The 20,292-nt window shown below is 62.0% G+C and carries 20 protein-coding genes; 6 read left to right on the forward strand and 14 right to left on the reverse strand.

The window, feature by feature from the left end:
• Positions 1–47: 47 nt before the first annotated feature.
• From lptE to arfA, 3 genes are all read left to right on the forward strand, one after another.
• Positions 48–653, forward strand: a complete 606-nt coding sequence (gene lptE, locus J3P79_RS23240) for an LPS assembly lipoprotein LptE (RefSeq protein WP_434605919.1) — start codon at positions 48–50, stop codon at positions 651–653.
• Between the two features lie 53 nt (positions 654–706).
• Positions 707–1,744 carry a DNA polymerase III subunit delta gene (gene holA, locus J3P79_RS23245; RefSeq protein ID WP_434605921.1) on the forward strand — a complete coding sequence of 346 codons (1,038 nt, stop codon included), beginning with the start codon at positions 707–709 and terminating at the stop codon, positions 1,742–1,744.
• A 126-nt stretch (positions 1,745–1,870) separates the two neighbouring features.
• A complete protein-coding gene (gene arfA, locus J3P79_RS23250; protein ID WP_434605923.1) occupies positions 1,871–2,035 on the forward strand; it encodes an alternative ribosome rescue factor ArfA in 165 nt (54 codons plus the stop codon).
• Between the two features lie 55 nt (positions 2,036–2,090).
• Here the strand turns inward: arfA and J3P79_RS23255 are convergent, their stop codons facing one another.
• Positions 2,091–3,020, reverse strand: a complete 930-nt coding sequence (locus tag J3P79_RS23255) for a halovibrin HvnA (RefSeq protein ID WP_434605925.1) — start codon at positions 3,018–3,020, stop codon at positions 2,091–2,093.
• A gap of 230 nt (positions 3,021–3,250) precedes the next feature.
• On the opposite strand from J3P79_RS23255, the gene J3P79_RS23260 reads away from it, so the two are divergent.
• Positions 3,251–4,573, forward strand: a complete 1,323-nt coding sequence (locus J3P79_RS23260) for a lytic murein transglycosylase (protein WP_434605927.1) — start codon at positions 3,251–3,253, stop codon at positions 4,571–4,573.
• Between the two features lie 107 nt (positions 4,574–4,680).
• Here J3P79_RS23260 and J3P79_RS23265 read toward each other — a convergent pair whose 3' ends face one another.
• The 13 genes from J3P79_RS23265 to J3P79_RS23325 form a co-directional block, all read right to left on the reverse strand.
• On the reverse strand, positions 4,681–5,625 hold the full coding sequence (locus tag J3P79_RS23265) for a S66 peptidase family protein (protein ID WP_434605929.1): 945 nt from the start codon (positions 5,623–5,625) through the stop codon (positions 4,681–4,683).
• 885 nt (positions 5,626–6,510) lie between these two features.
• Positions 6,511–7,533: a lipoyl synthase gene (gene lipA, locus J3P79_RS23270; RefSeq protein WP_093229885.1), complete on the reverse strand. Its 1,023-nt coding sequence runs from the start codon at positions 7,531–7,533 to the stop codon at positions 6,511–6,513.
• Position 7,534: 1 nt separating this feature from the next.
• Positions 7,535–8,182, reverse strand: a complete 648-nt coding sequence (lipB, locus tag J3P79_RS23275; protein WP_434605931.1) for a lipoyl(octanoyl) transferase LipB — start codon at positions 8,180–8,182, stop codon at positions 7,535–7,537.
• Positions 8,182–8,457, reverse strand: coding sequence for a DUF493 domain-containing protein (locus J3P79_RS23280; RefSeq protein WP_434605933.1), 276 nt, complete (start codon positions 8,455–8,457; stop codon positions 8,182–8,184). The genes lipB and J3P79_RS23280 overlap by 1 nt, the downstream gene beginning before the upstream one ends.
• A gap of 82 nt (positions 8,458–8,539) precedes the next feature.
• On the reverse strand, positions 8,540–9,697 hold the full coding sequence (locus J3P79_RS23285; RefSeq protein ID WP_434605935.1) for a D-alanyl-D-alanine carboxypeptidase family protein: 1,158 nt from the start codon (positions 9,695–9,697) through the stop codon (positions 8,540–8,542).
• A gap of 167 nt (positions 9,698–9,864) precedes the next feature.
• Complete coding sequence (locus J3P79_RS23290) at positions 9,865–10,890, reverse strand: septal ring lytic transglycosylase RlpA family protein (RefSeq protein WP_045157030.1); 1,026 nt, start codon at positions 10,888–10,890, stop codon at positions 9,865–9,867.
• Entirely contained in the window at positions 10,890–11,900 is a 1,011-nt protein-coding gene (gene mltB, locus J3P79_RS23295; RefSeq protein ID WP_434605937.1) for a lytic murein transglycosylase B, read from the reverse strand. The genes J3P79_RS23290 and mltB overlap by 1 nt, the downstream gene beginning before the upstream one ends.
• 17 nt (positions 11,901–11,917) lie before the next feature.
• The gene (gene rodA, locus J3P79_RS23300) at positions 11,918–13,021 is read right to left on the reverse strand and encodes a rod shape-determining protein RodA (RefSeq protein ID WP_045157031.1); all 1,104 of its coding nucleotides are present in this window, start codon (positions 13,019–13,021) and stop codon (positions 11,918–11,920) included.
• Between the two features lie 31 nt (positions 13,022–13,052).
• Positions 13,053–14,948 carry a penicillin-binding protein 2 gene (mrdA, locus tag J3P79_RS23305; protein WP_434605939.1) on the reverse strand — a complete coding sequence of 632 codons (1,896 nt, stop codon included), beginning with the start codon at positions 14,946–14,948 and terminating at the stop codon, positions 13,053–13,055.
• Between the two features lie 10 nt (positions 14,949–14,958).
• Positions 14,959–15,426 (reverse strand): 23S rRNA (pseudouridine(1915)-N(3))-methyltransferase RlmH, encoded by a 468-nt coding sequence (rlmH, locus tag J3P79_RS23310; RefSeq protein WP_003185785.1) that lies wholly within the window; start codon positions 15,424–15,426, stop codon positions 14,959–14,961.
• Between the two features lie 9 nt (positions 15,427–15,435).
• Positions 15,436–15,930 carry a ribosome silencing factor gene (rsfS, locus tag J3P79_RS23315; protein WP_434605941.1) on the reverse strand — a complete coding sequence of 165 codons (495 nt, stop codon included), beginning with the start codon at positions 15,928–15,930 and terminating at the stop codon, positions 15,436–15,438.
• A 71-nt stretch (positions 15,931–16,001) separates the two neighbouring features.
• The gene (gene nadD / locus J3P79_RS23320; RefSeq protein WP_181819116.1) at positions 16,002–16,646 is read right to left on the reverse strand and encodes a nicotinate-nucleotide adenylyltransferase; all 645 of its coding nucleotides are present in this window, start codon (positions 16,644–16,646) and stop codon (positions 16,002–16,004) included.
• A gap of 40 nt (positions 16,647–16,686) precedes the next feature.
• Positions 16,687–17,958, reverse strand: a complete 1,272-nt coding sequence (locus J3P79_RS23325) for a glutamate-5-semialdehyde dehydrogenase (protein WP_434605943.1) — start codon at positions 17,956–17,958, stop codon at positions 16,687–16,689.
• Between the two features lie 198 nt (positions 17,959–18,156).
• Between J3P79_RS23325 and J3P79_RS23330 the strand changes: the two genes are divergently transcribed.
• Positions 18,157–18,837, forward strand: coding sequence for a DNA-3-methyladenine glycosylase (locus J3P79_RS23330; protein ID WP_434605945.1), 681 nt, complete (start codon positions 18,157–18,159; stop codon positions 18,835–18,837).
• A gap of 137 nt (positions 18,838–18,974) precedes the next feature.
• A complete protein-coding gene (locus tag J3P79_RS23335) occupies positions 18,975–20,291 on the forward strand; it encodes a bifunctional DedA family/phosphatase PAP2 family protein (protein ID WP_434605947.1) in 1,317 nt (438 codons plus the stop codon).
• Position 20,292: the final 1 nt, after the last annotated feature.

Consider the following 20,292-nt stretch of genomic DNA (forward strand, 5'->3'; position numbering starts at 1 on the left):
GCGGGGTCGCCTGGTCGACCCCCATAGGGTTCAAGGGGAGCAACAAGATGATCAAACGTAATCTGCTGGTAGTGGGCCTGGCCGTCCTGTTGAGCGCCTGCGGCTTCCAACTGCGCGGCACCGGCACCACCGAGCTGGCGATCACGGAACTGGACCTCAGCGCACGCGACGCCTACGGCGATACCGTGAAAATGCTGCGTCAGACGCTGGAGAACAGCGGCGTGAAGGTCTACACCGGTGCACCGTACAAGCTGGTACTGGCGAGCGAACAGCAGAGCCAGCGCAGCCTCAGCTATGCCGGCGCCGGTCGTTCGGCCGAGTATGAGCTGACCAACGTCCTGAACTACGAGATTCGCGGTCACAACGACCTGTCGCTGCTGGACGACAAGCTTCAGGTGCAGAAGGTCTACCTGCATGACGGCAACAACATTACCGGCTCCGACCAGGAGTCTGTCGAAGTGCGTGGCGAAATGCGCCGTGAACTCGTTCAGCGCATGATGCTGCGCCTGCAACAGCTGAGCCCGGCCCAACTGGACCAACTGCAACAGACCGCCGACGCCCGTGCCAAGGCAGAAGCCGAGGCGCTGGAAGCGGCACGCAAGGCTGAGGCGGAAACCCCGCAACAGTCGCCGATGCAAATCCCTGCCCAATAAGCCTTGCGGGGCGCTTCGGCGCCCCGCTCGCCTTCTCTTTTGAACAGCGCTCTATGAAACTGGCCCCCGCCCAACTCGGCAAACACCTGCAAGGCGCCCTCGCGCCGGTCTACATCATCAGCGGCGATGACCCGCTGCTGTGCCAGGAAGCCGCCGACGCGATTCGCTCCGCTGTCCGCCAGCAGGGTTTCGACGAGCGCCAGGTATTCGCCGCCGACGCCAGCTTCGACTGGGGCACGTTGTTGCAGGCCGGGGCAAGCATGTCGCTGTTTGCCGAAAAGCGCCTGCTGGAACTGCGCTTGCCCTCGGGTAAACCCGGTGACAAAGGCGCCGCCGCACTGATCGAATATTGCTCGCGGCCCGCCGAAGACACGGTGCTGCTCATCAGCCTGCCGAAACTTGACGGCAGCGCGCAGAAAACCAAATGGGGCAAGGCGCTGGTCGAAGGCCCACAAACCCAGTTCGTGCAGATCTGGCCGGTGGATGTCAGCCAGTTGCCGAGTTGGATTCGCCAGCGCCTGTCCCAGGCCGGCCTCTCGGCCAGCCAGGATGCGGTTGAGCTGATTGCCGCCCGGGTCGAAGGCAACCTGTTGGCCGCCGCCCAGGAAGTCGAAAAACTCAAGCTGATGGCCGAGGGTGGGCAGATCACCGTGGAAACGGTCCAGGCCGCCGTGGCCGACAGCGCCCGCTTCGATGTCTTCGGGCTGACCGACGCAATCCTCAACGGCGAAGCCGCCCATGCCCTGCGCATGCTCGAAGGCCTGCGGGGCGAAGGCGTCGAGCCACCAGTGATCCTCTGGGCCCTGGCCCGGGAGTTGCGTTTGTTGGCGAACCTGTCGCTGCAATACAGCCAAGGCGTACCGCTGGACAAGGCCTTCAGCCAGGCTCGCCCTCCGGTGTGGGACAAGCGCAAACCGCTGATGAGCAAGGCCCTCCAGCGGTATTCGGCATCGCGCTGGGCGCAACTACTGCTGGAAGCCCAGCGTATCGACGCGCAGATCAAGGGCCAGGCCGCCGGTTCGCCGTGGATGAGCCTGAGTCGGTTGTCACTGCTGATGGCCGGTCAGCGGCTGCCATTACCCGCTGAATAAACGTCCTTTTTCAGGCAGCGATTCCCTCATCAGCGTCGATATTTCCTACGATGCGGGGACTGGACAAACCCCCAGTCCTGTCCCATGATTTGCCTCGCGAAAACCATCCCCAAGAGAGATTGAATCATGAGCAAAAAGCCATCCGGGCATGGCCCCAACAAGGCCAAATCCATTGTCGCCCAACCCCTGTTCCGCAGCCGCCAGGAACGACCCGCCAAGGGCAAGGGCAGCTACCGCCGCGAAGCCTTCCAGTCTGACAACTGGGAGGCTTCTTGCTTTCTGGCCGCTTGAAACCCCAAGTCTTCAGCACCTTCCAACAGCCCTGATGAATCTCTCGAAATCACCGTTACTGAGTCTGATCTGCAGCATGGAATGTAAACGTGGCTGACTGTTCCAATGTCTGAGGCAGCGGGATGTAAATAATCGGAATAGTGACCCTCGTTAAATCTCGAAAACGCCGCTGGTAAAATTGGGCCTTGGCAAGTCCCGTCGATTTTGTGTAGAAAAACGCTTCGATCGGTAACTGGGCAGGAATATTCTGTGCCCATGTTTTGAGTTTCATGTCATTAGGGGTGTTGAAAGCATCAGGGGATATGAGACGCCCGGCCCGCATACCCTCCAAGAAACGAGGGGCAGCGGCCGTGTTTACAGAGTCCCGAACGTTAAAGGAACACATGGATCTAGCCCGCGCATTACCGTCGGCTCTGTATTTATTCCCCCACTTCGCAGCAGTGTCGATAATCGGGTTCTGTTCCTCACAACTCATGCTGATCGTCGGATGCTCTTTATGCGCACCGCAGCCCCCATTTAATCGGCCATTGGAATCCCCATCCACCGGAAAAAAACACATTATTTCTATGAATAATTTTCCTGGTGGATTACTTAAGATCGGATGAAAGATAAATCCACTGTCGTAGGTGTAGGCAAGTCGCTTCACCTTGTAATCAGAACGAAGGTAAGTAAACGACACCCCGCCGCTGGTTACTGACGTCGGGCTCGGATTCCAAGCGTCAAAGCTGGTCGAAGCCTCTGTCCCACGCAAAATAATGCCGCTGCACAGAAATGCCGGCTTGGAGGCAGCGCCGCAATCGTCTCGGGTATCTCGATAGCGTCTTTCCAGTTCCGCGGCTACCCCTGCGCCCATTGTCGTGGCCGTCAGCGCCGTCGATCGTGTCGCCGTCGAACTGCGGATTGCCACCTCATCGGCGGGGGGCGGCCCCGACGACGAACAACTGATTAACAGGCCGACCGTCAATAGAGCAAATATTCGCTTCATCTGGAACCTCTCCATTTCATCAAATCGCTGTGTGGCGTGTGTCTCACGCCGCCATTTAGCGCCGGAAGCGATATCTCAGAAACTGTCAGAGCTGACAGTTGAAAGGGAAACTGGACGGAATTATGGTGATGAGCAGGTGAATAATGTTTCAGTCCAATTGTTGGGCGAGCGACCGATCCCTGAATGGGCATGTTAAGGTCAGCACCTGATTTGTATCTCTGGACCCGTGCATGCCCTTCTGTCTTTTCCATCGTTGGCCACTTCGCCAAATGATTGCCGCCACAAGCATCGTCCTGCTTGTCGCCTGCGCCGAAAAACCCACCGCCGCCGACGCCCAACCGCTCCAGACCGCTCCCGTCGTGACAGCGCCAGCCATCGTGCCGCCTGTCGTACCCACCGGGGATGACCTTGCCATCGTGCCCACCCAGACCTTTGCCGAATGGCAGGCCGGGTTTCGCAAACAGGCACTGGCCGCCGGGATTCGCGCCGACCTGTTCGACCGCGCGTTTATCGGTGTCAGTCCGGACATGAGCGTTATCAAGGCCGACCGCAGCCAACCTGAATTCACCCGGCCGGTGTGGGAATACCTCGATGGCGCGCTGTCACCCCTGCGGGTACGCAAGGGTCAGGCGCTGGTCCAGCAACATGCCGATATCCTGCAAAGCATCGAACAGCGTTATGGTGTCGACCGCCAGGCGCTGGTCGCGGTGTGGGGGATGGAGAGCAACTTCGGCCAGTTCCAGGGCACCAAGTCGGTGATCAACTCCCTGGCGACCCTGGCCTATGAAGGACGGCGTCCTGGCTTTGCCCATGCGCAACTGATCGCCGCGCTGCAGATCCTGCAACAGGGCGATATCACCCCGGAAAAAATGCTCGGCTCCTGGGCTGGCGCCATGGGCCAGACCCAGTTCATTCCCACTACGTACAACACCCATGCAGTGGACTTCGACGGTGACGGCCGCCGCGACATCTGGGGCAGCTCTACCGACGCCCTGGCCTCGACCGCGCATTACTTGCAGAGCTCCGGCTGGCAGCGCGGCCAGCCGTGGGGGTTCGAGGTGCGACTGAAGGAAGGTTTCAACTATCCGCTGGCCGACGGCACGATTCGCAAGCCCGTCTCCGAATGGCTGCAACTGGGAGTGAGCCTGCCTAATGGCGGCCAGGTCCCGGCAGGCTCCGAGCAATTGTCGGCAGCCCTCTTGCTACCGGCCGGCTATCGCGGACCGGCGTTCCTGGTGCTCGACAACTTCCGCGCGATCCTCAAGTACAACAACTCTTCATCGTATGCCCTGGCGGTCAGCCTGCTGTCTGAGCGTTTCAGTGGCGCCGGGCTGATCGACGGCTCATGGCCCAAAGACGACCTGCCCCTGAGCCGCAGCGAACGCATCGAACTGCAAACCCTGCTGGGAAAGCACAACTACGACGCGGGCAACCCCGACGGCATCATCGGCGCCAACACCCGCAAGGCGATCCGAAGCGCCCAGCAGTCGTTTGGCTGGCCGGCGGACGGGTATCCGACGCACAAGTTGCTGGAGGCGTTGCGTAACCGCTGAATTGCGGTATGGCTACTTCCGCTTTCGCGAGCAGGCTCGCACAGGGTTCCCAGTCAACCTGTGGGAGCGAGCTTGCTCGCGATGACTGATTTGCAGGCGCTACATGACTAGCGACCGTCCACCACATCCTGCTCCAACACCAGCCGCTTCTCCCCCGCATCCAGCGTCACCAGCGCGCCCATTGGCAAGGTCAGGTTCGGGTCACAGTGTCCACTGCGCCAGCCGGACAATACCGGGATGCGCAACGGTGCGAAGGTCTGCTTGAACAGGCGATTCAACGCCTCGACGTCCACCCCCGCCACATCCCCCAACAACACGCCTCGCAACTTCGCCAGCGTGCCGGCCAGCCGCAACTGAGTCAGTAGGCGATCGATGCGGTAAAGCGGTTCGTTGACGTCCTCGACCAGCAGGATGACGCCTTCAGCATCGATTTCGTAGGGCGTGCCCATGGTGGCGGCAATCATCGAAAGATTGCCTCCCAGCAAGCGGCCGTGGGCGATGCCCGGCTCGACCGTGGTCAGCGGATACGCAGCGGGATGGCTCAGCACGTCGCCGGCTTTCAATTGGCCGCGCAGCAGGCTGAAGAATGAGGTGATGGTGGAGGGTTCTTTGTCGCCCAGCAGGTCGGCGTTGAGCAGCGGTCCGTGGAAGGTGACGAAGCCTGCATAGCGGCTGATGGCCAGGTGCAGGGCGGTGATGTCGCTGTAGCCTACGAATGGCTTGGGGTTGCTTTTCAGCAGATTGAAATCGATGCGGTCGAGTAGACGGGGGGTGCCGTAGCCGCCGCGCAGGCAGATGATGGCTTTGACTTCTGGGTCGGCGAAGGCGGCGTGGAGGTCGTTGAGGCGTGTTTCGTCGCTGCCGGCCAGGTAGTCGTTCTTTTCGTAGACGCCAGGGAAGATTCGCAGTTCGTGGCCCCTTGCGTGCATCCATTGGGTGGCTTTTTCCGTGTCCAGGGGGGCGGGGCCGGCGGGGGCGATCACGGCGATCAGGCCTTCTTGAGGGAGGGCTGGGACGGGGTGGTGGGGGGTTAGAGTGTGGCTGGCTTCCATGGGGTTCCCGGTTTGTAGGCGTACTTATGCGTGTATATCCGTTTCTGCGGTAACTGCCACTTATGGTTCCGCTCTTACAGCGGGTCACTTTTGGAAGAGCGCCAAAAGTAACCAAAAACGCTTTGCCCCACCACTCGGCACCTCGCCTAGGCTCGGTGTGCCCTCACTCCGGCATTGCTCCGTGGGCCCGCCGCGAAGGGCCATCCATGGCCCAGCGCGGCTATCCCGGCATCCATGCCGGGATGCCCACTACGCAATGCCTGCGTTCGGCCAGCGTGGTTTAACGGGGCGCCTCAGATCAAGATCAAGATCAAGATCAAGATCCAAAGCAAAGCAAAAGCGGTCGGGGCCGGCATCTATGTGGCTGTACCACCGCTATCGCGAGCGAGCTCGCTCCCACATTGGATCTTGAGCAGACACAAAACCCATATACACCGCAAAAACCTGTGGGAGCGAGCTTGCTCGCGATGAGGCCGGCAAGCCCAACATCCATTTGACTGTACCGCCGCCATCCCGAGCAAGCTCGCTCCCACAATTGGATCGAAGTACGACTGCCAGAACCAGGTCGGCTATCAGGCCGCCTCGCTTTGGCTTTTGATCTTGATCTGGGGCGCCCCGTTAACCACGATGGCTGAACGAAGGTATTGCGCAGTGGGTAACCCGGCATGGATGCCGGGTTAGCCGCGCTGGGCCATGGATGGCCCTTCGCGGCGGCCCACGGAGCGATGCCTTCGTTCAGGCATGCCGAGCCTAGGCGAGGCACCGAGTGGTGGGGCAAAGCCTTTTTGGTTACTTTTTTGGCGTCTGAAAAAAGTAACCCGCCGTAAGGGCGGAACCATCAGCCGCCGTTACGCAAAAAACGGATAAACACCCCGACCCAAAAAATCAGGCCCCAAGCAACTCAGCCTTGACCAACTTAGCCTGCTCATCAGCATGATACGAAGACCGCACCAACGGCCCCGAAGCCACATTCTTGAACCCCATCTTGTACCCTTCCTCCGCAAACCAGGCAAAGGTATCCGGGTGAACAAACCGCTGAACCGGCAAGTGGCTACGCGAAGGCTGCAAGTACTGCCCCAGGGTCAGCATATCGATGTCATGCTCACGCATGCGCTTCATGACCTCGATGACTTCCTCATCGGTCTCGCCCAGGCCCAGCATCAAGCCAGACTTGGTCGGAATGTGCGGCATCATCTGCTTGAAACGCTGGAGCAAGGTCAACGACCACTGATAGTCCGAACCCGGACGCGCGGCCTTGTACAGGCGTGGCACGGTTTCCAGGTTGTGGTTGAACACATCCGGTGGCTCGGCGGCGGTGATTTCCAGGGCGATGTCCATGCGGCCGCGGTAATCGGGCACCAGGGTTTCCAGCTGCACGTTCGGCGACAGCTTGCGGATCTCGCGGATGCAGTCGGCGAAGTGCTGGGCACCGCCGTCACGCAGGTCGTCGCGATCCACCGAGGTGATGACCACGTACTTGAGTTTCAGATCGGCGATAGCGATGGCCAGGCTTTCCGGCTCGTTGACGTCCAATGGCTTCGGACGGCCGTGGCCGACGTCGCAGAATGGGCAGCGACGGGTACAGATGTCGCCCATGATCATGAACGTGGCGGTGCCGCCGGAGAAGCATTCGCCCAGGTTCGGGCAGGAGGCTTCTTCACAGACGCTGTGCAGCTTGTGCTTGCGCAGCAGCGCCTTGATGCGGTCGACTTCCGGCGAAACCGGGATGCGCACGCGAATCCAGTCGGGCTTCTTCGGCAGTTCGGTGGTCGGGATGATCTTGACCGGGATGCGTGCAACTTTCTCGGCGCCGCGCAGCTTGACGCCGGCCTCTACCTTGGCACGCGGGGCCGGACGCTCGGTGACGTCCAGCGTCGGGATCATGGTTTGCACTGCATCAGTAGTCATATCAGTCGATTCCGCCCGTGAGGGTCGTCTGCTCAGCATAGTCGAGGTGTTTGACGAGCTGCGCGCGCAGCCGGGCACTTACCTCGGCAAATTCAATCGATCCTGTGTGATCGCGCAGCTGGGTCATCGCCAGCCCTGCGTAGCCACAGGGATTAATCCGTCGAAACGGCTCAAGATTCATGTCCACGTTCAACGCCAGGCCGTGAAACGAACAGCCATGACGGATCCGTAGCCCAAGGGAGGCAATTTTCGCCCCGTCGACGTAAACGCCCGGCGCATCGGGCTTGGCCGCGGCGTTTACACCGTAGCTGGCGAGCAGTTCGATCAGGCATGTTTCCATGCGGGTAACCAGCTCGCGCACGCCGAATCCCAGCTTGCGAACATCCAACAGCAGGTAAGCAACCAGTTGGCCGGGCCCATGGTAAGTCACCTGCCCTCCCCGGTCGACCTTCACCACCGGGATGTTGCCAGGCAATAACAGATGCTCGGCCTTGCCGGCCTGGCCCTGGGTGAACACCGGCGGGTGCTCCACCAGCCAGACTTCATCGTCGGCGGTAGTACCGCGTTCGTTCGTAAAGCGTTGCATGGCATGCCAGACCGGCTCGTAAGCCATCGTGCCCAGCTCGCGAAAGCCCAGCGTGCCAGCCATCACAACACCATGTGCACGAAACCGGTCGCTCGCAGCTCGCTGTTGATGTCGTAGAGCTGTTCCTGGCCGGTGGCAACGATGTGCAACTGGATGGTCGTGTATTTGCCGTTGGTGCTCTGGCGCTCGGCCAGGGTCTTGTGGTCAACGGTGGCGTGTTTCTCAAGGATCGCGACGATCTTGTCCTTGAAGCCCACACCGGTGTCGCCGATAACTTTGATCGGGTAGTCCTCGCAAGGAAATTCGATCTTTGGCGCCTTTACTTCGGAATCTGTCATGGCGTAACGGCCTCGCAAGCCGTGGTAACGAACATGGCCCCGTGCCGCAAGGGAACGGGGCCATGCAGGTCAACACTTGAAATCAGTTGAACAAGCCGTAGAAGAATAGACGGATGCTATCCCACATGCGGCGGAAAATACCACCTTCCTCGACCGCGTCCAGCGCGATCAGATCGGCGCTGTGCACCACTTTGTCGTCCAGTTTGACTTCGACTTTACCGATCACGTCGCCCTTGGCGATCGGCGCGGTCAGTTGCGGATTCATGGTCATGCTGGCGGCGAGCTTCTTGAGCTGGCCTTTAGGCAAGGTCATGGTCAGGTCCTGGGCCAGGCCGGCCTTGACCTGGTTGGTGGAGCCTTTCCAGACCTGGGCCTGGGCCAGTTCGGTGCCCTTCTGGTAGAAGGTCTGGGTTTCGAAGAAGCGGAAACCGTAGGTCAGCAGCTTCTGGGTCTCGGCGGCGCGGGCCACTTCGCTGTTGGTGCCGAACACCACTGCGATCAGGCGCATGCCGTCACGAACAGCCGACGACACCATGCAATAGCCGGCTTCCTCGGTGTGGCCGGTCTTCAGGCCGTCGACGGTCTTGTCGCGCCACAGCAGCAGGTTGCGGTTAGGCTGCTTGATGCCATTCCAGAAGAATTCCTTCTGGGAATAAATGGCGTAGTGCGCCGGGTCTTCGTGAATGATTGCCCGGGCCAGGGTCGCCATGTCGTGAGCCGACGAATAGTGCTCCGGGTTCGGCAGGCCGGTCGGGTTCATGAAGTGGCTGTTGGTCATGCCCAGGTCGGCGACGGTTTTGTTCATCATGTCGGCGAACGCGTCTTCGCTGCCGGCAATGTGCTCGGCCAAGGCGACGCTGGCGTCGTTACCGGACTGGATGATGATGCCGTGCAGCAGGTCGCTGACGGTCACTTGCGAACCGACCCTGATGAACATCCGCGAACCGCCGGTACGCCAGGCGTTTTCGCTGACGGTCACCGGATCGTTTTCACCGATCTGGCCACGACGGATTTCCAGCGTGGCGATATAGGCGGTCATCAGCTTGGTCAGGCTGGCCGGTGGCAGACGCTGGTCACCGTTGTTCTCTACCAGCACCTCGCCGCTGCTGGCATCCATGAGCACAAAGGATTTGGCGGCCAATTGAGGCGGCGCCGGCATCATCTCGACCGCGAACGCGGCCGGTGAGAGAAGCAGCGGGACTAGCAGGCAAAGGCGTTTGGCAAAGGTGGTGATGTTCATCCGTCTCTCGAAATCGCTAATGGGACTTGCCCGAAGGCAAAACTAAACTGGCGACTTCATAAGGAGCCGCCGCGTATTTAAGTTGCTCACTCACGCCCTTGCCGGGCTTTTATTATTCATGGAGCCAACAACCTGACCCGCCCCAACCACAAGCGGGCCTCATTCGATTACTCCGCCGTGACCAGGCTCGGCGAACCGAGATTGGCCAGGCGCACACTGTTCTGCACCTGCTGGACCTCACCCGGAGAACCGATCGGCCCAAGGCGCACCCGATGCAGTGTCTGCTGGTTGCGCACGATCGAGCTGATGAACACCGGCGCGCTGACCATCGAGCTCAGCTTCGACCTCAGCAGCTCTGCAGCGTCCGGGTTGGCGAACGCGCCCACTTGAAGATACTGGCCAGACGCTGTTGCAGAAGCGTTTTTTTTTGCATCGATCTGCACGGGCACCACGGCCGCCGCGTGTTGCTGCGGCGGCGGCGTCCACTGCTCGACCGTACCGGTGGAAGCCGTCACGGTTGGCGCGGCATTCTGCGCCACTTTCGGCTCGTTGAGCATCAAAGGCGCCGGACGGCCGCGTTGGGCCCACCATTCCTGCGGATCGATGCCCTCGACCTTGACTCGGGCGGTGCCGGTTTCAGCGTAACCGAGCTTTTTCGCCGCCGCATACGACAAGTCGATGATGCGGTCGGAATAGAAGGGCCCACGGTCGTTGACCCGCAGGATCACCGTCTTGTTGTTGTCCAGGTTGGTCACCCGCACGTAACTGGGCAGCGGCAGGGTCTTGTGGGCCGCGCTCATGCCGTAGAGGTCGTAGACCTCGCCATTGGCGGTGTTCTGGCCATGGAACTTGGTGCCGTACCAGGAAGCCGTGCCCGAGGCGACGTAGCGCTTGGATTCAGCCATCGGGAAATAGGTCTTGCCCAGCACCGTGTACGGGTTGGCCTTGTAGGGGCCGGTGTGCAGGGTCGGCGTGGCATCGGGAATCCGCGAGACATCCACGTCCCACCACGGCGCGCCGTCCTTGTGGGCCCGATTGATGTCCAGGCCCGGCGTCGCACGCACGACGTTGGTGTTTTTCTGGGTCGGTGCGCGGCTGGTCGAACAACTGACGACCAGCAACGACAGCGCCGCCAATGCCACCAGCTTCAGGGGCCTGGCTTTCAGGGGTTGATAGGTAGGCAATGCCTGCATTATTTGACGCCCCGTGCTTTGACCAGCTCTTCAGACAGTTGATATACGGCCATGGCGTACATCACGCTGCGGTTATAACGCGTAATCGCGTAGAAATTCTTCAGGCCCATCCAATATTCAGGGCCTTGCTCGCCTTCCAGGCGCATCGCGGTGACCGGCATGTCATCACGCAGCGCATCATGACTCGACCAGCCCAACGCTCGCAACTCCCCGACGGTTTTCGTCGGTTCGATGCCTTCGGTCAAGCCGTCATCCACCTGCTCGCCACGCACCTCGGCCCGGCTGACCACCGGCTCGCCGGTTTCCCAGCCGTGGCGCTTGAAATAGCTGGCGACACTGCCGATGGCATCGGTCGGGTTGGTCCAGATATTGATGTGGCCGTCGCCGTCGAAGTCCACCGCGTAGGCGCGAAAACTGCTGGGCATGAATTGTGGCAGGCCCATGGCGCCGGCATAAGAACCCTTGAGAGTCAGCGGATCGACCTGTTCTTCGCGGGCCAGCAACAGGAATTCACGCAATTCCTTGCGGAAGAACTCGGCGCGCGGCGGGTAATCGAAGCCCAGGGTCGACAGCGCGTCGATCACCCGGAAGTTGCCGGTGTTGCGGCCAAAGAAGGTCTCGACGCCGATGATCGACACGATGACTTGGGCCGGCACGCCGTATTCCTGCTCGGCACGGGCCAGGACCGCCTCGTGCTGGCGCCAGAAGTCCACGCCCCGGGCGATACGCGCCTCGGTAATGAACATGGGCCGGTATTCGCTCCACTGTTTGACGCGCTCGGCAGGCCGGGAAATCGCGTCGAGGATCGACTGTTTGCGCTCGGCCTCGCGGAACACACCCATCAGCTGTTCGCCGGCAAACCCGTAGTCGCGGGTCATTTCACCGACGAACTCGGCCACGTGCGGCGAACCTTCGTACTCGCCCGCCAAGGCATGTGGCGCACCGCCAAGGAAGCCGACCAGGCCGACCCACGGCGCATATCGCGTCGACCAGCCACGCATTGCTTGCATTGAACTCTTCACCTTATTCAAACCTGCGCGATCCACTTGCGGTGGGTATGGATCGACATCAAAACCCCAAACGCTGACAGTAGCGTCACCAGCGAAGTTCCTCCGTAGCTAATGAATGGCAACGGCACCCCCACGACCGGCAGCAGGCCACTGACCATACCGATATTGACGAAAACATAAACAAAAAACGTCATGGTCAGGCTGCCCGCGAGCAATTTGCCGAACAAGGTCTGGGCCTGGGCGGTGATCACCAGGCCTCGCCCGATCAACAGCAGGTAGATCAGCAGCAGCACGCAGATGCCCACCAGGCCGAACTCCTCGCCCATCACGGCGATGATGAAGTCGGTGTGGCTTTCCGGCAGAAAGTCCAGGTGCGACTGGGTGCCCATCAGCCAACCCTTGCCGAACACACCGCCGGAACCGATGGCGGCCTTGGACTGGATGATGTTCCAGCCGGTGCCCAGCGGATCGCTTTCCGGGTCGAGGAACGTCAGTACGCGTTGCTTCTGGTAATCGTGCATCACGAAATACCACATGGCGACCGACACCGGCACGGCGGCGGCGATCACGCTGAGGATCCAGCGCCAGCGCAACCCGCCCATGAACAGCACGAACGCGCCGCCGGCCAGGATCAGCAGCGAAGTGCCCAGGTCCGGCTGGCGCACGATGAGGATGAACGGGATACCGATCAGCAACAGACTGATACACACATGCTTGAGTTGCGGCGGCAACGAGCGCTTGGCCAGGTACCAGGCGATGGTCGCCGGCATGATGATCTTGAGAAATTCCGAAGGCTGGAAACGGATCACCCCGGGGATGTTGATCCAGCGGGTGGCGCCCATGGCGTTGTGGCCCATGATGTCCACCACCACCAGCAAACCCACGCCGACCACATAGGCCAGCGGCACCCAGCGCGCCATGAAGCGCGGCTCGAGTTGGGCGATGACGATCATCGACACCAGGCCGATGCCGAACGAGGTGGCCTGCTTGGCCAGCAGGTCCCAGTTCTTGCCACTGGCCGAATACAGCACGAACAGGCTGCCGGCCGCCAGCGTCAGCAGCAGGATCAGCAACGGACCGTCGATGTGCATGCGCTGCAGCAACGTGGCGCGACGGCGCATCACATCTTCGCTGGAGAGGATGCGGTCGAAATTATTCTTCACGGGCCGTAGCCTCCGCGCTGATCGGGCTTGCGAATTCGGGCTTGAGCTGGCCGTGCTCATCCAGCAGCCAGGCGTCCATGACCTGGCGCACCACCGGAGCGGCGACGCCGGAACCGGACTCACCGTTCTCGACCATGACCGAGACGACAATCTTCGGATCGTCGGCCGGCGCGAAGCCAACGAACAAGGCGTGGTCGCGATGACGTTCCTGGACCTTGGAGCGGTCGTACTTTTCACCCTGCTTGATCGCCACGACCTGGGCGGTACCGCTCTTGCCGGCAATCCGATATTGCGCGCCGATGGAAGCCTTGCGCGCCGTCCCCCGGGCACCGTGCATCACCTGTTGCATGCCGATGTTGACCTTCTGCCAGTCCGACGGATTGCGCAGGATGATATCCGGCACCGGGTCCGGGTCCACCGGTTTCTGGCCTTCGATGGTCTTGGCCAGGTGCGGGCGATACCACTTGCCCTTGCTCGCCACCAGCGCCGTGGCTTGGGCCAGTTGCAAGGGCGTGGCCTGCATGTAGCCCTGGCCGATCCCCAGGATCAGGGTCTCACCGGGGAACCAGGCCTGGCGGCGGGTGGCGCGCTTCCACTCCCGGGACGGCATCAGGCCCGGCGATTCTTCGAACATGTCCAGGGACACTTTCTGGCCGAGACCGAACTTGTTCATGTAGGACGACAACCGATCGATCCCCAGCTTGTGGGCCAAGTCATAGAAGTAGGTGTCGTTGGAGCGCATGATCGCCGTTTCCAGGTCCACGTAGCCGTCACCGGTGCGGTTCCAGTTGCGGTATTTGTGGTCGTAGTTCGGCAGTTGGTAATAGCCAGGGTCATAGACGCGGCTCGACGCCGTGACCACGCCGGCATCCAGCCCGGCAATCGCCACGGCCGGCTTGATGGTCGATCCCGGCGGATAGAGGCCGCGCAGCACGCGGTTGAACAGCGGACGATCGATGGAATCGCGCAGCTCGGCGTAGGCTTTGAAGCTGATGCCGGTGACGAACAGGTTCGGGTCGAAGCTCGGCTGGCTGACCATCGCCAGGACTTCACCGGTGTTGGGGTCCAACGCCACCACCGCGCCACGCCGACCGCCCAGTGCCGCTTCTGCGGCTTCCTGCAACTTGATGTCCAGGCTCAGGACGATGTCCTTGCCCGGAATCGGGTCGGTGCGCTTGAGCACACGCAATACGCGGCCCCGGGCGTTGGTCTCGACTTCCTCGTAACCTACCTGGCCGTGCAGCTCGGCCTCGTAGAAACGCTCGATGCCGGTCTTGCCGATATGGTGGGTGCCGCTGTAGTTGACCGGATCGAGGGTCTTGAGCTCTTTCTCGTTGATCCGCCCCATATAGCCGACCGAGTGGGCAAAGTGCGGCCCCTGGGGATAATGCCGCACCAGTTGCGCCACCACCTCGACGCCAGGCAGGCGGAACTGGTTCACGGCGATCAGCGCGATCTGCTCTTCGGTCAGCTCGAACATGATCGGCACCGGCTCGAAGGGGCGTCGGCCCTGGCGCATGCGCTTCTCGAAGATCGCCCGGTCCTCGGGCGTCAGCTGCAAAACCTCGACAATCACGTCGAGGACTTTCTGCCAGTCGCCGGAACGCTCGCGAGTCATGCTCAGGCTGAAGCTGGGCCGGTTATCCGCCACCACCACGCCGTTGCGGTCGAAAATCAGCCCGCGAGTCGGTGGAATCGGCTGCACGTGGACACGGTTACTCTCCGACAGAGTCGAGTGGTACTCGTACTGGATGACCTGGAGGAAATACAACCGCGCAATCAACACGCCGATCAGCGCGACCACGGCAATAGCGCCGAACACGACGCGGCCCCGCACCAGGCGGGCGTCTTTTTCGTGGTCCTTGATGCGGATCGGCTGGGGCATGGGGGCAGGATTACTTGTGATAAGGGTGCCCGGACAAGACTGTCCAGGCACGATACAACTGTTCGCCGATGAGGATCCGCACCAGCGGGTGCGGCAACGTCAGGGGCGACAACGACCAGCGTTGATCGGCCCGCGCACAGACTTCCGGCGCCAGCCCTTCCGGGCCACCGACCATGAAGTTGACCGTACGCGAATCCAATCGCCAGCGATCGAGCTCGACCGCCAATTGCTCGGTGCTCCAGGGCTTGCCGTGGACTTCCAAGGTGACAATGCGCTCGTTCGGCCCGACCTTGGCCAGCATGGCTTCGCCTTCCTGGCGGATAAAGCGCGCCACGTCAGCGTTCTTGCCGCGGGTATTGAGCGGAATTTCCACCAGTTCCAGGGCCAGCTCGGACGGAAGACGCTTGGCATATTCATGCCAGCCTTCTTCCACCCACTTGGGCATGCGAGAACCGACGGCGATCAGGCGCAGTCGCACAGCGATCCCTTATTGCTGGTCTTTGTTGAGCTTGGTGAAGTGCTCATGGGTGTTTTCCGGGCTGTGGTGCGCGGCACTGGCGGAGCGGCTCTGCTCGGCGCCGGCCCACAGGCGTTCCAGGTCGTAGAACTGGCGCGCCGAGGCGGTCATCATGTGCACGATGACATCGTCCATGTCCAACAGGACCCAGTCGCTGTCGCCCTTGCCTTCTTCACCCAGCGGCTTGACGCCCTGGGCCTTGACCGCTTCGCGGACCTTGTCCAGCATCGCGCCGATCTGGCGGTTGGAGGTACCGGTGGCGATGATCATGTAGTCGGTGATGCTCTGCTTCTCGCGAACGTCGATCACCTGGATGTCCTGGGCCTTGACGTCTTCCAGGGCCGCCACGGCCACCTTGACCAGCTCTTCGCCGGTCAGCGCCACGCCGGTGTGCGCTTCTACCGGCAGCGGGGCGCTCTTGAAGGTGCCCTTGCGCTTTACTTTGTTCAGGTCTTTGTCAGTCATAAAAAACTCGTTTTGCTCATGTGTTCGGCTGCTCGGTACACGTGGATTCGTGTCGGCGGAGCACGCCTTGTTCAGTTCGACGCACGGTATAGACCGTGCGCATCGATGTAGGCCAGGACCGCGTCGGGCACCAGGAAACGTACCGACTTACCGCTGGCCAGCAGTTGACGGATCTGGGTGGCGGATACCGCGAGCGGCGTCTGCCAGACGAATGCAATCTGTCCGCTCGGCCCCTTGAGGGCCAGCGGGTCGCTCACCGAGCGCGCCGCCAGCAGGTTGCGCAAGGCATCCGGCGGTTCGCTGTCGGCATCCGGGCGTTGCAGCACCAGGATGTGGCAATGCTGGAGCAACTCTTCCCAGCGATGCCAAGTGGGCAGGCCGCAAAATGCGTCCCAGCCCAGAAGCAGAAAAACCTGGGCATCGGCGGCCAGTTCGGCGCGCATCAGCTCCAGGGTATCAATGGTGTAGGACGGTTTGTCCCGCTGCAATTCGCGGGCGTCCACCACCAACGGTGCCACACCGGCCACCGCGCACTCGACCATCGCCAGGCGATCCCGGGCCGACACCTGCGGCGTATCCCGATGAGGCGGCCGGGCACTGGGTGTCAGGCGCAGCTCATCGAGGGCCAGGGCGTCGGCAACTTCCAGCGCACCGCGCAAATGGCCGATGTGCACCGGGTCGAACGTACCGCCCAGGATACCGATGCGCCGGGGCAGGGTTATCGTCACTGCGGCTGACAGGTCGAGGTCGCCCAAGTCAGGCCGGCTCCTGTCCGCGCAACTGGCCGTCACCGACCACGATGTACTTCTCGCAGGTCAGCCCTTCGAGGCCCACCGGGCCGCGGGCGTGCAGCTTATCAGTAGAAATGCCGATCTCGGCACCCAATCCGTATTCAAAGCCATCGGCGAAGCAGGTCGGGGTATTGATCATCACCGAGGCCGAGTCCACTTCCGCCACGAAACGCCGGGCTTCGCCCTGGTGTTCGCTGACAATGGAGTCGGTGTGGTGGGAGCCATGGCGGTTGATATGCTCGATCGCCTGGTCCAGACCGTCGACCACGCGGATCGACAAAATCGGCGCCAGGTATTCGGTGTCCCAGTCTTCTTGCGTGGCCGCGACGGCCTCGATGATCGCTCGCGTGCGTTCGCAACCACGCAGTTCGACGCCTTTCTCGCGGAACTGGGCAGCCATCGACGGCAGGAATTGCTGGGCTACGGCCTGATCCACCAGCAGGGTTTCCATCGCACCGCAGATGCCATAACGGTAAGTCTTGGCGTTGAACGCGATGCGCTGGGCCTTTGGCAAGTCGGCGTGGGCACTGACGTAGACGTGGCAGATGCCGTCCAGGTGCTTGATCACCGGCACGCGGGCGTCACGGCTGACCCGTTCGATCAGACCCTTGCCGCCACGCGGGACGATGACGTCGACGAACTCTGGCATGGTGATCAGCGCGCCGACTGCGGCGCGATCAGTGGTTTCCACCACTTGCACGACGGCGGCCGGCAGGTTGGCTTCGGCCAGGCCGCGCTGGATGCAGGCGGCAATGGCGCGATTGGAATGAATCGCCTCGGAACCGCCACGCAGGATGGTCGCGTTACCGGACTTCAGGCACAGGCTCGCGGCGTCGATGGTCACGTTCGGCCGCGACTCGTAGATGATCCCGACCACGCCCAGCGGCACGCGCATCTTGCCGACCTGGATACCCGATGGCCGATAGCTCATGTCGCGGATCGCCCCGACCGGGTCCGGCAGTGCCGCGACCTGGCGCAAACCGACGATCATGCCGTCGATGCGTGCCGGGGTCAGCGCCAGGCGTTCGAGCATGGCCGGTTCCAGGCCGTTGGCCCGGCCAGCGGCCAAGTCCAGCTCGTTGGCGGCGGACAGCTCGGCGCGAGCGGCGTCCAGCGCGTTGGCGGCGGCCTGCAGGGCGCGGTTTTTCTGCGCGGTGCTGGCACGGCCGATGACGCGCGACGCTTCGCGGGCGGCGCGACCCAGGCGGGTCATGTAGTCAAGAACGGACTCAGTCATGGTCTGTGTGGTCTTGGCAAAGAGGAAAGCGGCAGATTATAGCTGTCGTAACCCTCGACTAACAGCATGGACTCGCAGCGGTGACCGGCGGAGGCGCAAAACGGGCCTCAATCGTGACTGTTTCCACGAATGTTCAGCGGTAATTAAGCTATCCGTTGTTATCATCGCGCTACTTTTGGCCCTACTTCATCCATCGCCATGACCGAATCACATCCCGCGCCCATTGCTTTGCCACACGCTTTTTTTGACCGTGACGCCCAAGAGCTCGCCCGGGACCTGCTGGGCAAAGTCATTCGCCACAAGGTTGGCGGCCTCTGGCTCAGCGCCCGAATCATCGAGACCGAAGCCTACTACTTCGCCGAGAAAGGCAGCCACGCCTCCCTGGGCTACACGGAAAAGCGCAGGGCTTTGTTCCTGGACGGCGGGCACATCTATATGTATTACGCTCGCGGCGGCGATTCGCTGAATTTCAGCGCGCAAGGCCCGGGCAATGCGGTATTGATCAAATCGGCGTATCCCTGGGTGGATGCCATCAGCGGCCCGGACAGCCTGGCGCAGATGCTGCTCAACAACCCCGACGCCCAAGGCCGGCCACGTTCGCCGCAAAAGCTTTGTGCCGGGCAGACCTTGCTATGCAAGGCCCTGGGCCTGAAAGTGCCGGACTGGGACGCCAAGCGCTTCGACCCTGAACGGTTGCTGGTGGAAGACGTGGGTGTGCCGACGGTCAACGTGATCCAGACCACTCGCCTGGGCATTCCGCTCGGACGGGACGAACACCTGCCCTACCGCTTCGTCGATGCTGCCTACGCACCATGGTGCACGCGCAACCCGCTGCGGCGTGGACAGGTCGAGGGCCGAGATTATTTTTTGCTTTCCTGAACACTACGCCGTCCCATTGTGGGAGCGAGCTTGCTCGCGATGGCGTCGGGTCAGCAGAGTTGGTTTGACTGACAAACCGCTATCGCGAGCAAGCTCGCTCCCACAGTGGGGCATCAACATTCTATGGAGTTGTCTTTATGGGCCCATGGCTCGATAGCATTACCGGTTGGCTGACCGTCAACCCGCAGTGGCTGGCGGTGGCGGTGTTTGTCGTTGCTTGCGTTGAATGCCTGGCCATCGCCGGGCTGATCGTGCCGGGCACGGTCTTGCTGTTCGCCATCGCGGTGCTGGCCGGCAGCGGCGCGTTGTCCTTGGGCGAAACCTTGCTGCTGGGCCTTCTCGGCGGATTGCTGGGGGACCTGGTGTCGTACTTCCTCGGTCGGCATTTCCATCAGAACATCCGGCGCCTGCCGGGGCTGCGGCATCATCCTGAATGGATGAGCGCGGCGGAAAGCTATTTCCAGCGCTACGGCATCGCCAGCCTCCTGGTGGGGCGCTTCATCGGCCCGCTGAGGCCGATGCTGCCGATGGTGGCCGGGATGTGCGACATGCCGTTCCCGCGCTTCGCGGCCGTCAGCGTAGTAGCGGCGGCGGGCTGGACCGTGGCCTACCTGTTGCCGGGCTGGGCGACGGGGGCGGCATTCCGCCTGCCGCTGCCCGAAGGGTTCTGGCCACAGGCCGGCGTGGTCATCGGCAGTATCGCCGTGATGCTCGGCCTGAGCGTCAACAGCAGCCTGCGTCGCCATCGCCATGCCTCGGCGATCATCGCAAGTATCGGCCTGGCGATCCTGATCGGTATGTTCGTCGGTTTCCGCTACCTGACAGCCTTCGACCAGGGCCTGATTGCCCTGGTCCAGGAACACCGCAGCGCGACGCTGGACGAAATCGCGGTGACGTTCACGCTGATCGGTGAATTCCGCTACATGCTGATCGTCTGCAGCCTGGTAACCGGGTTGCTGCTGTTGGCGCGGCAGTGGCGACAGGCGATTTTTGCCGGGGGCACGATGCTGTTCACCGCCCTGGCCAACACCGGCTTGAAGCTGTTCTTCGCCCGCGTGCGCCCGGAGATCCTGAGCGAGCCTTTGACCAGCTACAGCATGCCCAGCGGCCATGCCTCCGGCGCCTTCGCGCTGTTCCTGAGCCTGGCGATTCTGGCCGGCCGCGGTCAGCCGCCGCGCCTGCGCCTGACCTGGCTGTTACTCGGCTCGCTGCCGGCGCTGGCCATCGCCCTCTCGCGGGTCTACCTCGGCGCCCACTGGCCGAGCGACATCGTCGCAGGCGCCCTGCTCGCCGCCACCGTCTGCGCCGCCGTCCTGTGGCTGAGCCAGCGCCAGGAGCCGCTGCGCGCCATGTCGCCGAAAGTCTGGTGGCTGGTTCTGCCAGCGCTGGCGGCGGCCTTCAGCTTCTTCGCCCTGCGGCACCTGCCGCATGCGATGTTGCGATATGCCTATTGAT

This window comes from Pseudomonas sp. R1-7, from assembly GCF_051132105.1.
Taxonomy (GTDB): Bacteria; Pseudomonadota; Gammaproteobacteria; order Pseudomonadales; family Pseudomonadaceae; genus Aquipseudomonas.

What these genes read in the sequence shown, in the direction of transcription:
- rsfS (WP_434605941.1), bottom strand. Translation starts at nt 15,930, where the DNA reads ATGACTGACAAAGACCTGAACAAAGTAAAGCGCAAGGGCACCTTCAAG.
- J3P79_RS23330 (WP_434605945.1), top strand. Translation starts at nt 18,157, where the DNA reads ATGACCGAATCACATCCCGCGCCCATTGCTTTGCCACACGCTTTTTTT.
- J3P79_RS23325 (WP_434605943.1), bottom strand. Translation starts at nt 17,958, where the DNA reads ATGACTGAGTCCGTTCTTGACTACATGACCCGCCTGGGTCGCGCCGCC.
- rodA (WP_045157031.1), bottom strand. Translation starts at nt 13,021, where the DNA reads ATGCGCCGTCGCGCCACGTTGCTGCAGCGCATGCACATCGACGGTCCG.
- J3P79_RS23255 (WP_434605925.1), bottom strand. Translation starts at nt 3,020, where the DNA reads ATGAAGCGAATATTTGCTCTATTGACGGTCGGCCTGTTAATCAGTTGT.
- mltB (WP_434605937.1), bottom strand. Translation starts at nt 11,900, where the DNA reads ATGCAAGCAATGCGTGGCTGGTCGACGCGATATGCGCCGTGGGTCGGC.
- J3P79_RS23335 (WP_434605947.1), top strand. Translation starts at nt 18,975, where the DNA reads ATGGGCCCATGGCTCGATAGCATTACCGGTTGGCTGACCGTCAACCCG.
- holA (WP_434605921.1), top strand. Translation starts at nt 707, where the DNA reads ATGAAACTGGCCCCCGCCCAACTCGGCAAACACCTGCAAGGCGCCCTC.
- lptE (WP_434605919.1), top strand. Translation starts at nt 48, where the DNA reads ATGATCAAACGTAATCTGCTGGTAGTGGGCCTGGCCGTCCTGTTGAGC.
- J3P79_RS23290 (WP_045157030.1), bottom strand. Translation starts at nt 10,890, where the DNA reads ATGCAGGCATTGCCTACCTATCAACCCCTGAAAGCCAGGCCCCTGAAG.
- J3P79_RS23285 (WP_434605935.1), bottom strand. Translation starts at nt 9,697, where the DNA reads ATGAACATCACCACCTTTGCCAAACGCCTTTGCCTGCTAGTCCCGCTG.
- mrdA (WP_434605939.1), bottom strand. Translation starts at nt 14,948, where the DNA reads ATGCCCCAGCCGATCCGCATCAAGGACCACGAAAAAGACGCCCGCCTG.
- J3P79_RS23260 (WP_434605927.1), top strand. Translation starts at nt 3,251, where the DNA reads ATGCCCTTCTGTCTTTTCCATCGTTGGCCACTTCGCCAAATGATTGCC.
- lipB (WP_434605931.1), bottom strand. Translation starts at nt 8,182, where the DNA reads ATGGCTGGCACGCTGGGCTTTCGCGAGCTGGGCACGATGGCTTACGAG.
- J3P79_RS23280 (WP_434605933.1), bottom strand. Translation starts at nt 8,457, where the DNA reads ATGACAGATTCCGAAGTAAAGGCGCCAAAGATCGAATTTCCTTGCGAG.
- lipA (WP_093229885.1), bottom strand. Translation starts at nt 7,533, where the DNA reads ATGACTACTGATGCAGTGCAAACCATGATCCCGACGCTGGACGTCACC.
- arfA (WP_434605923.1), top strand. Translation starts at nt 1,871, where the DNA reads ATGAGCAAAAAGCCATCCGGGCATGGCCCCAACAAGGCCAAATCCATT.
- J3P79_RS23265 (WP_434605929.1), bottom strand. Translation starts at nt 5,625, where the DNA reads ATGGAAGCCAGCCACACTCTAACCCCCCACCACCCCGTCCCAGCCCTC.